7 protein-coding genes are annotated in these 10,209 nt (G+C 66.0%); 2 read left to right on the forward strand and 5 right to left on the reverse strand.

Going from position 1 to position 10,209, the window contains the following annotated elements; all coding sequences use genetic code 11:
* Positions 1-3 precede the first annotated feature (3 nt).
* Entirely contained in the window at positions 4-1,689 is a 1,686-nt protein-coding gene (locus CHB97_RS13340) for a GspE/PulE family protein (protein ID WP_160105851.1), read from the reverse strand.
* Between the two features lie 194 nt (positions 1,690-1,883).
* Here CHB97_RS13340 and gspD point away from each other — a divergent pair, with 194 nt between their 5' ends.
* On the forward strand, positions 1,884-4,046 hold the full coding sequence (gspD, locus tag CHB97_RS13345; protein ID WP_089288452.1) for a type II secretion system secretin GspD: 2,163 nt from the start codon (positions 1,884-1,886) through the stop codon (positions 4,044-4,046).
* Between the two features lie 24 nt (positions 4,047-4,070).
* Here gspD and CHB97_RS13350 read toward each other — a convergent pair whose 3' ends face one another.
* The 3 genes from CHB97_RS13350 to CHB97_RS13360 are packed head-to-tail and all read right to left on the reverse strand — an operon-like array spanning position 4,071 to position 8,163.
* Positions 4,071-5,039, reverse strand: a complete 969-nt coding sequence (locus CHB97_RS13350) for a fumarylacetoacetate hydrolase family protein (protein WP_089288451.1) — start codon at positions 5,037-5,039, stop codon at positions 4,071-4,073.
* Positions 5,036-5,818, reverse strand: a complete 783-nt coding sequence (locus CHB97_RS13355) for a cyclase family protein (RefSeq protein WP_089288450.1) — start codon at positions 5,816-5,818, stop codon at positions 5,036-5,038. The genes CHB97_RS13350 and CHB97_RS13355 overlap by 4 nt, the downstream gene beginning before the upstream one ends.
* An 8-nt stretch (positions 5,819-5,826) precedes the next feature.
* The gene (locus CHB97_RS13360) at positions 5,827-8,163 is read right to left on the reverse strand and encodes a TonB-dependent receptor (RefSeq protein WP_160105853.1); all 2,337 of its coding nucleotides are present in this window, start codon (positions 8,161-8,163) and stop codon (positions 5,827-5,829) included.
* 167 nt (positions 8,164-8,330) lie between these two features.
* On the opposite strand from CHB97_RS13360, the gene CHB97_RS13365 reads away from it, so the two are divergent.
* Positions 8,331-8,864 carry a MarR family winged helix-turn-helix transcriptional regulator gene (locus CHB97_RS13365; protein ID WP_089288448.1) on the forward strand — a complete coding sequence of 178 codons (534 nt, stop codon included), beginning with the start codon at positions 8,331-8,333 and terminating at the stop codon, positions 8,862-8,864.
* Positions 8,865-9,084: 220 nt separating this feature from the next.
* Here CHB97_RS13365 and CHB97_RS26405 read toward each other — a convergent pair.
* A partial coding sequence (locus tag CHB97_RS26405) for a hypothetical protein (RefSeq protein ID WP_371333050.1) occupies positions 9,085-10,209 on the reverse strand: 1,125 nt, incomplete at its 5' end.

The following is a 10,209-nucleotide window of genomic DNA, read 5'->3' on the forward strand; positions in this document are numbered from 1 at the left end:
CGGTCAGTCCCCCATCTCGGTCACGCGCGCCACCTCGGCAAAGCTGGTCAGCCCGGCCAGCACGCGGGACAGCCCGTGCTGGCGCATCGACCGCATCCCCGCCGCCCGCGCCGCCACCTCCAGCGCGCCGGTAGACGCCCGTTCCACCACCAGCCGGCGCAAGCCCTCATCCAGGCGCAGCATCTCAAAAATCCCGACGCGGCCGGCATAGCCGGTGCCGCCGCAATGCGGGCAGCCGACCGGTCCCAGCAACAGCGGGGCTGCCGCCCCCGGTGCCAGCAACCCGGCATCGCGCAGGGCGGAAAGGGCCGCCGCGTCCGCCGGTTCCGGGGCCTTGCAGCGGGGGCAGAGCAGACGGACCAGCCGCTGCCCCACCACACCGCGCAGGGTGGAGGCGATCAGGAACGGCTCCACCCCCATTTCCAGCAGCCGCGTCACGGCCCCGGCGGCGGAATTGGTGTGCAGCGTGGTCAGCACCAGATGCCCGGTCAGGGCTGCCTGTACGGCAATGTCGGCTGTTTCCGTGTCGCGGGTTTCGCCCACCAGAATGACATCCGGGTTCTGGCGCAGCATGGAGCGCAGCACGGTGGCAAAACCCAGCCCGATGGCGGGATGCACCTGTACCTGATTGACCCGCGCCATCTGATATTCCACCGGGTCTTCCACCGTCAGCACCTTGCGGGTGGCGGCATCGATCAGGCGCAGCGCGGCATAAAGCGTGGTGGTCTTGCCGCTGCCGGTGGGGCCGGTGACCAGCACCAGCCCGTGCGGGCTGGCCATCATCCGGCGCAACGCCGCCTCATCCGCCGCATCCAGCCCCAGGCCCGACAGTTCCATGGCCCCGACAGAACCATCCAGCACGCGGATCACCACGCTTTCACCATGCACCGTGGGCAAGGTGGAAACACGCAAATCCACCAGCCGCCCGCCCATGCGATGGCGTACCCTGCCATCCTGCGGCAAGCGGCGTTCGGCAATATCCAGACCGGCCAGAATTTTGATCCGGCTGACCAGGGCGCGGGTCAGGCTGGGCGGCGGCGGCGGGCGGTTCTGCAGCACCCCATCGATGCGGTAGCGCAGCACCAGCGCATCGGCAAAAGGTTCGATATGAATGTCGGAGGCGCGGGCCTTCACCGCCTCGTCAATCAGATGGGCCACCAGCCGTACCACCGGTGCCTCGCTGGCCTGATCCTTCAGCCGGTCCAGCGCTGCCTCTTCCAGCGCCTGATCGGCGGCGGCATCATCCAGGATACGGTCCAGGGCGCTGGCCCCCCCGCCATGGCGGGCCTGGAACGCCGCTTCCCATTCCGGTTGTGGCATGAAACAGAGCCGGGGCTGCTGCCCCAGCGTCAGTTCCACCGCATCCAGCACATCCGCCGCCACCGGATCGACGGCGGCCAGCAGCAGGCCGCTATCATCCAGCCCCACCGGCAACAGCCGGTGGGACAGCAGCCAATGCGGCGACAGGCCGGCACTGTCGGGCAGATCATCGGCCAGATCGTCGCCGCGCAGCAGCGGCACGCCATGATGGCGGGCCAGGGCGGCGGCCCGTTCCAACGGCGTGACCAGCCCAAGGTCCAGCAGCACCTGATCCGGCGCGCGCCCATCGGCCGCCGACAGGGCCAGCACCCGCTGACGCTCGCCATCGTCCAGGCGGCGCTCCGCCAACAGGATATCCAATATTGTCATCGGCCTTGAATCAGCATTGGCGGCGGATTTGCCGCGCTTGCCTTCCATATGACTTATTTCTGCAATGGTTTCGCGTCGTGTTTTTGACAAAAATATTACAGATGGCGCTTTGATTACAGATTAATGACAGCCAAGAATAATCCTTGTCTTGATGCCGCCCCCGGCGGCACTTTCCGGCGCCACCAGATGCCGGGATGATGATGCGCACCATTTCTTCTCTACGGGCCGGGTTGCGGGCCGGTGCCAGCACCATGGCCCTTGTTCTGCTGCTCTCCGCCTGCGCCAGCCGCCAGGGGGAGGCGCCGCCGCCGCTGGCGCTGGATCATCTGTCGCTGGCAGCCCCCAAGGGCGGGGCGGAAGGGCCCGCGCCCAAACCGGTGACCAGCCACAGCAGCAGCACCGCCCCTTTGATCGTCAAGGGCAGCCGTCCGCCCGTGCCGGTGGCGGCCGATGAACTGGCCGTGCCGCCAGGGCCGGCACTGCATCTGCGCTTTACCGATGCGCCGCTGGCCCTGGTGGTGGATACGGTGCTGGGCGACATGCTGGGGATGGCGCACAGCATCTCCCCCGCCCTGCGCAACACGGTCAGCATTGACAGCGGCCGGGAACTCTCCCCGCGGGAGGCTTTGCGCCTGCTGGAAAATGTGCTGGCCGGCCAGGGGGCCGTGCTGGTGCGCGGCGGGGATGGCACGCTGGCCGTGCTGCCCCAGGCCGAAGCGGCGGGCAATGCCCGCACGCTGGGGCTGGCCAGCCCCAATGCCCCCGGTCTGGCGGTTTCCGTGCTGCCCCTGCGCCATGTCGCCCCGGATGTGGCGCAGGCGCTGGTGGCGCCGCTGGTGAAGAATGGCAGCGTCACCGCCGATCCGCGCCTGGGTCTGCTGCTGGTCAGCGGGCCGGCACCGGAGCGGCAGGCGGCGGCCGACCTGTTGCGCGGCTTTGATGTGGATTGGATGGCCGGCCGTTCCGCCGGCCTGTTCCCGCTGAGCCAGGCCAGCCCCGGCCCGCTGGTGCGGGAGCTGGAGGCGATTCTGGGCGCCCAGGGCGATGCCGACCCCAGCCTGCGTCTGCTGCCGGTGGAGCGGCTGAATGCGGTGCTGGTGATTGCCAGCGATGCCGCCCGGCTGGAAACGGCCGCCGGCTGGGTGCGCCGGCTGGATGGCGGCGACATGGATACCGCCCGGCTGCGCATTTTCAGCCTGACCCATGCCGACGCCACCCGTGTGGCCAAGCTGTTGAACCGGCTGTTCACCGGCACGGCGGCGGATACCACCGCACCCGCCATGAAGGCGATGCCGCTGCCATCCGTCAGCAGCAGCACCACCAGCGGCAGCAGCGGGACGGGCAGCAGCAGTGCCGCCAGCGGCAACAGCACCGCCATGGCCGATAATGCCGCCCGGCTGTCGGCCATCAGCGCCGATGCCGGCGGGGCGGCCCCGCCGGAACCGGCGGCGGGCAGCGGCGATGATACCCCGCGCATCATCCCCGACCCGGCCAATAACAGCATCCTGGTCCATGCCAAGCCAAGGCAGGCGGAAATTATCGGGGAGGCGGTGGCCAAGCTGGACGTCGCCCCCTCCCAGGTGCTGATTGAGGCGACGATTGCCGAGGTCACCCTGAATGATCAGCTGCGCTATGGGGTGCAGAGCTATTTCCGGGGCGATGGCGGCGATGTGCAGGGCGGCTTCACCCTGAATGATGCCAGCAGCAGCCTGCGCCCGATCAGCAAGGTGCCCGGCTTCAATCTGGTGCTGTCCAGCAATGGCGATCCGCGCGTCGTGCTGTCGGCCCTGGATCAGGTCACCGATGTGCGCGTCATCTCCTCCCCCCAGGTGGTGGTGCTGGACAGCCAGGTGGCGCAGCTGCTGGTGGGCGACCGGGTACCGGTGCTGACCCGCACCACCCAGTCGGTGGATAATGCCAATTCGCCCATCGTCAGCTCGGTGGATTATGTCAATACCGGCGTCATCCTGCGCGTGGTGCCCCGCATCAGCCAGAGCGGCAAGGTGACGATGGAGGTCTATCAGGAAATCTCCAACGTTTCCGGCACGCGCAACAGCGGCAACCTGACGCCCACCATCTCGCAACGCCAGATCACCTCCAACGTGGCGGTGGATAGCGGGCAGACGGTGGTGCTGGGCGGCTTGATCTCTGAAACCCAGGAAAGCGGGCGCGACGGCATCCCGCTGCTCTCCTCCCTGCCGGGCGTGGGCGCGCTGTTTGGGGAAAAGCGCTCCACCAACACCCGCACCGAACTGATCGTCTTCATCACCCCGCGCGTCATCCGCGATGAGCATGAGGCCGAAGCGGTGACGGCCGAACTGATGACACGGCTGAAGGGGATTCAGCCACCTCGCTGAGGTAGGGGGGCGCGCCCCGTCCCCTCACCCCGCCACCATCTTTTGATCAATCACCCCGAACGGTGCTGTGCCGTCGGGCAACAGCGCCGTCAGCCGCACCCGGTCACCAAAGCGCATATAGGGGGTCAGCGGCTGACCGGCGATCATCTCGATCGCCCGCCGTTCGGCGATGCAGGCCGAGCCGGCGGCAGGGTCGGCGTTGGAGACGGTACCTGAGCCGATGATAGTGCCGGCGGACAGTTTGCGCGTGCGGGTGACATGTTCGATCAGGCGATGGAAGCCGAAATCCATGTCCCCACCGTTGGGATGGCCGAACCATTCCCCGTTCCACGACATATGCAGCGGCAGATGCACCCGCCCGTCACGCCAATATTCCCCCAGCTCATCCGGGGTGATGGCGACGGGGGCAAAGGTGGTGCTGGGTTTGGCCTGGACAAAGCCGAAGCCGCTCAGCATCTCCCGCGGGCCGAAGGCGCGCAGGCTGACATCATTCACCATGGTGATCAGCCTGATATGCCGTTCGGCATCACCGGCCCGGGTGCCCATCGGCACCGGGCCGGTGATCACAGCGAACTCGCCCTCAAAATCAATCCCGTCCGCTTCGCTGGGCAGCGGGCTGTCATCCTGCGGCCCCAGGAAATCATCGGACGCCCCCTGATAGACCAGGGGGATTTCGGTATCCACCCCCTTATCCAGCTTGAAGGCCTTGGCCATCAGGCGGGCATGGTTCAGGAAGCAGGAACCATCCAGCCATTGCGGCGCCCGTGGCAACGGCGCCATGGCCTGGGCCGGGTCGAAGGGCACACCCTGCACCCGCCCGCTTTCCAGCGCCTCGGCCAGATGGCGCAACGGGGCCTCGACACTCTCCCATTGCCCCAGGGCCGACAGCAGGGTCGGGGCGATGCTGGCGGCATCAACGGCGCGCGACAGGTCGCGGCTGACGACCAGCAAGCGGCCATCGGGGGAACCATCACGCAGGGTGGCGAGTTTCATGATGTTTCTCCTGGCAGCAGGGCCACAGCCCGGCACCAGCCGGCGCTGGCCCGGGTGATCTTCACGGGAAAGCAGATGACATCAAAACCATGCGGCGGCAGGGCTTCCAGATTATGCAGCTTTTCCATCTGGAAATAGCCGATCTCCCGCCCGGCCTTGTGGCCTTCCCAGATGATGGAGGCATCGCCGCTCTGGGCAAAGCGCCGGGCCGTGTGGCTGAACGGCGCATCCCAGGACCAGGCATCGGTGCCCACCACCCGCACCCCCCGGCTGGTCAGGTACAAGGTTGCCTCCCGCCCCAGGCCGCACCCGCTATCCACATAATGCGGCCCGCCATAGGCGGCCGATGCCGCCGTGTTGACCAGCACAATATCCAGTGGCTGCAGCACATGGCCGATGCGGTCCAGCTCGGCCGCCACCTCGGCCGCCGTGACGACATGGCCATGGGGCAGATGGCGGAAATCCAGCTTCACGCCGGGGCGGAAGCACCAGTCCAGCGGCGTCTGGTCGATGGTGGGGGCGGGTTCGCCCCCCGCCGTGGAATGATAATGCCAGGGGGCATCCATATGGGTGCCGCTATGGGTGGTCAGGGTGACATCCTCCACCGCCCAGCCCTCCCCGTCCGGCAGATCGGACGGGGCCAGACCGGGGAAGAAGGCGGCAATCGCCCCCGCCGTCTCCCCATGGGTCTGATAGGCAATCTTGGGCCGAAGCGGCGGCGGATCGGTGACAATGTCATTATCGATGGGGATCGACAGGTCAATGAAGCGGGGGCGCATCGGCTTCCTCAATATTTCCAGTTCACCTGAACGCCGATCTTGCGCGGCTCGTTCAGGGCAGCGTTGGGCAGACCGAAGAAGGAGGTCACCTGGGAGAAGTGCCGCTCATCGCCGATATTCTGCACGAAGGCGGCCAGTTCCCAGTTGCTGTCCGCCGGTTTCAGGGCAATGCGCGCGTCCCAGCTGCTCCAGCCCTTGCCGCGATAGGTGGGCTTGTCCTGCTGCGTTTCCAGGAAGAAGACGCTGCTCTGATAGCGATAGCCCACCTGGGCCGACAGCGCGCCGACATCCAGTTCCCAATCCTGCCGCGCATTCAGGCTGAGCTGCCATTTCGGCGCGCGGGTCAGGCGGTTGCCGCTGATATCTTCCTTCACCACCGGCGGGTTGGTGCCGAAGACGAAGCTGTCCACCTGCACGGAGGAGACGGCACCCTTGTCAAAGGTGGCATCCAGATAGGCCAGATTGGCATCCAGACGCAGCCCTTCGGCCGGGTACCAGATGCTTTCAATCTCAAACCCCTGGGAGGTGGCGGCATCCGCCGTCTCAATCCCCACGCCACCGGTCGGCACCGGCGTGCGGACCTGCAGGTTGCGGTAATCATAATGGAAGGCGGCGAGGTTCAGACGCGCCGCCCCGTTCAGCAGGGTGGATTTCAACCCGCCTTCAAACGCCTCGATGGTTTCCGGCTTGAAGGCGGCATTCAGGCCGAAAGCGTTGAAGCCACCGCTCTTGAAGCCCTTGGAATAGCTGCCATAGGCCATCACATCGTCGCTGAATTTATATTGCAGCACCGCGCGGGGCGAAAAATTGTTCCAGCTTTCCTTGGTGGTGAACAGCGGCGGGGCGGCCAGCGTGGCACCGGCGGCAAAGAAGGTGGGGCCGGGCGGGTCGAACTGGTTGAGCGTGGTGACCGTCTGGCTGTTGGTGAAATCCTTCTCCTCATGGCTGTAACGCCCGCCCAGCTTCAACGTCAGGGCCGGGGTCAGATCATAGGAGGCATCGGCGAATAGCGCCCAGCTATCGGTTTTCTGATGGGCGTTGAAGGTCACCTGCGTCCCGGCACCGCCCGGCCCGGCCAGCCAGTTGCGGATGCGGATAGGATCGATGCGGTTATCCTCGTGATAGAGGAAGGCACCCAGAATCCAGTCCAGGGCAGAGCCCTCGCCAGAGGACAGGCGCAGTTCCTGGGACCATTGGCTGTCGATCAGGTGGCCGTCATTATCGCCGACATTGGGGATGGCGCCGCTGACAAAGGCCGGCAGCGGCGGGTTGACGGCCGTGCCGTCACTATCCTGATAGCCCTTCAGATCCCATTCACGGTAGTTGGAGACACTGTTCAGCACCACGCTGTCCAGATCCCATTCCAGCTTCAGCGTGGCATTGCGACCGATCACATCGGAATAGCTGGGGCGGTTCTGGGCAAAGCGGCTGTCATCCACCAGCGCATCCAGGCCAGGGCGCAGCGTATAGGGGCGAACAAGGTTGCTGCCCGCCGGGTTGGTCGCCGCATCGCGGAAGCCGGAAACATCGGCAATGGCGATGGTCGCCGGCTCCACATGGGATTTGATGAATTCGCCGATCAGGTCAACGGTCAGGGTGTCATTGGGCTTGGCACGCAGATAGAGGCGGCCGGTGAAGCTGTCACCACCACCCAGCCGGCCGCCGACACTGTTCTTGGCCCAGCCATCGCGGTCCGACCAGCCAAAGGCCGCCCGCGCCGTCAGGCTGGCATCATCATTCAGCGCACCGGAAACGGCACCGGTCAGCTTCTTTTCATCAAAGCTGGCATAGGAACTGTTGAGATAGGCCTGAAACTGCTCCGTCGGGGCGGCAGAGCGCAGCAGCACGGCACCCGCCGTGGAATTGCGGCCATATAACGTGCCCTGCGGCCCGCGCAGCACCTCCACCGAGCCGACATCCACCAGATCGGCCGTGGACATGCGCAGCCGGCCGACAAAGGCATCATCGACATAGGTGGCCACCGGTTCATCGGCAAAGACATTGCCGCCGCCATTGGCCCCGCCGACACCCCGGATCGACATGGGCGCCGAGCCGTAATTGACATTGGCCGCCACACTGAAACCCGGCACGGAGGCCGAGAGGTCTTCCAGCGTGCGGACATTATTTTCAGAGAGGCTGTCACCGCTGATCGCGGAGACGGCGACCGGCACATCCTGGATATTTTCCCGCCGCTTCTGCGCGGTGACAACGATCTCATCAATCATGCTGGCACCGGCCTGTTCCTGCGCCGTCGCCGGCAAGGCCAGGGCCGCCAGCGCCAATCCCGATGTGATGCAGAAGATCGCCCGCGGCCGCGCGCGGCCCGGTGAAAAATGGTTCATCATGTCCTCCCTGGTGCTGATCATTCATCCGCCAGCTAAATAATGATACTATATCATTATTATTGAGTGTCAATAATCTCTGTGGCCCTTTTGCCTTATGGGCTTGCGCGCTGGCCGGACATGGGCTTGAAGGATGGGACCAGCAGGGTGGTCGGGTCGGAGAGAGCGGTATGGGCGGGGAGAATGAGCGTTTGGCGGCAGCCGACGATCCGGTCGCGCGGGTGGATGCGCTGCGGCCGGCGCAGCTTGACCGTACCCTGGGCTTTCTGATCAGCATGGCCCGGCAATTCATCCATCGCGGCTTTGTGCAGCGCTTTGCCGAGGTCGATCTGACGCCCAATCTCTATTCGATCCTGGCCTTGCTGGAGGCGAACGGCGCCTGCCGCCTGTCCGATATCGGCGCGGCACTGGGGATTTTGCAGACCAATCTGGTCAAGCGGGTGGATGAGCTGGTGGAGCGCGGCTTTGTCACCCGGCAGGCCGATCCGGTTGACCGGCGGGCCAAGGCGCTGGTGCTGACACCGGCCGGGCGGGATTTTCTGGTCCGCCTGCACGCCATCCATGATGAATGGGAGGCAATGCTGGTGCAGCGTCTGGGCACCGATGATCATCAGCTTCTGCTGGCCCTGCTGCAGAAACTGCTGTTCGGTGAACGTCTGGACGGGGAACCGGATCACCCGCCGGCGTTGCTGGACGAGGATTGATAGGCAGAAAAAAGCCCCGGCGGTTGGTTGCCGCCGGGGCTTTTCGGTCTCCCTCTGATCTCATACCAATCTCCCTTGATCGTGACCGATCCAGGGAGATTTTTGTTCCCTCAGACGCCGGGCGCTGCCATCCGGCAGCTTGGCTTACGCGCCATGTGGCGCGGGCCGGCAGTCGCCGGCCTCCACCCCACCGAAAGGTCAACCTTTCGGTGGGGTGGTATCAATCCTTGAAGCTGATCAGCGGGTCTGCTGCGGCGGCGGCAGCCGGGTCCAGAAGCAGCGGGCGTTCCCGCCCGTCATCACGGCCGGTGTCCAGGCCGGTATCCACCCGCAGCACATCCAGCCGCTGGCGTTCCACCAGTGCTGCCAAGCCGAAGACCGGGCGGCCGGCAAACAGATAGGTGCCAGTGCGGTTGCCCGCCACCTGCACCAGATCGGCCGCGTCGGCCCCACTGATGCCGGCAATGCTGCCATTGGCGCTGAACAGGCCGCTGCCGCGATAGGTCAGGGCGCCGGCCTGCACGGTTCCAGCATCGGCCCGGCCATTGGTCACCAGCTCCAGCGTCCGGCTCAACCGCAGCGGGCCGCTGCCGGTCAGGCGGGTGCCGGCGGTCAGCGTGGCATTCTGCGCATTGATACCGGCCACGGCCAGGGCCCGGCCGGCCGACAGCGCCAGATTGGCCCCCGCCACCGTCGCCAGGCTGACATCGCCTGTGCCCGTGACTGTGACATCCTGCGTCGCCGTGACGGCGCCTGCCGACAGGCTGCCACCGGCATTGACGGTCACCTGACGGCCACCGATGCCGGCCAGCGTTGCCCCCTTGCCAGCGGTGATGCTCACATCCTGGCTGGCGCTGATAGTGCCGGCGGTCAAAGCCTCCGTCCCTGCCAGGGTGATGCTGGCCGCCGACAGGGTGCCGGTATTCAGCCGCGTGGCATTGGCCGCCAGCACACCCGTCACCGATACGGGTGCTGCAAAGCCCACCGTGGCGCCAGCTACATCCAGGCCGGTCAATCCACTGACCGGCCCGCCCAGGGTGCTGTTCGCCTTGCCGCTGCGGATGGTCAGTTGATAAGGCCCGCTGACCGCGGCAGTCAGCACAATATCATCACCCGCAGCCCCTGCTGTGGAAACGCGGCTGTCGCCGGTCAGGGTCAGCGGCCCGCCAAGACGGATGGTGCCGCCCGTGGTGCTGACCAGATTACCGGCCAGCCGGACGTTGCCAGCATAATCCTGCTGCCCCGTCGTCGTGACGCTGCCCACCGTAACGGTGGCCCCACCGGCGGAGAGGAACTTCAACGCCGTCGTGCCACCGACGGCACCGCCAAAGCTCACCGCACCCTT

Source organism: Azospirillum sp. RU38E (genome assembly GCF_900188385.1).
GTDB lineage: Bacteria > Pseudomonadota > Alphaproteobacteria > Azospirillales > Azospirillaceae > Niveispirillum.

Coding starts and splice junctions, on each gene's coding strand:
- CHB97_RS13360 (WP_160105853.1), bottom strand. CDS start 8,163: ATGATGAACCATTTTTCACCGGGCCGCGCGCGGCCGCGGGCGATCTTC.
- gspD (WP_089288452.1), top strand. CDS start 1,884: ATGATGATGCGCACCATTTCTTCTCTACGGGCCGGGTTGCGGGCCGGT.
- CHB97_RS13365 (WP_089288448.1), top strand. CDS start 8,331: ATGGGCGGGGAGAATGAGCGTTTGGCGGCAGCCGACGATCCGGTCGCG.
- CHB97_RS13350 (WP_089288451.1), bottom strand. CDS start 5,039: ATGAAACTCGCCACCCTGCGTGATGGTTCCCCCGATGGCCGCTTGCTG.
- CHB97_RS13340 (WP_160105851.1), bottom strand. CDS start 1,689: ATGACAATATTGGATATCCTGTTGGCGGAGCGCCGCCTGGACGATGGC.
- CHB97_RS13355 (WP_089288450.1), bottom strand. CDS start 5,818: ATGCGCCCCCGCTTCATTGACCTGTCGATCCCCATCGATAATGACATT.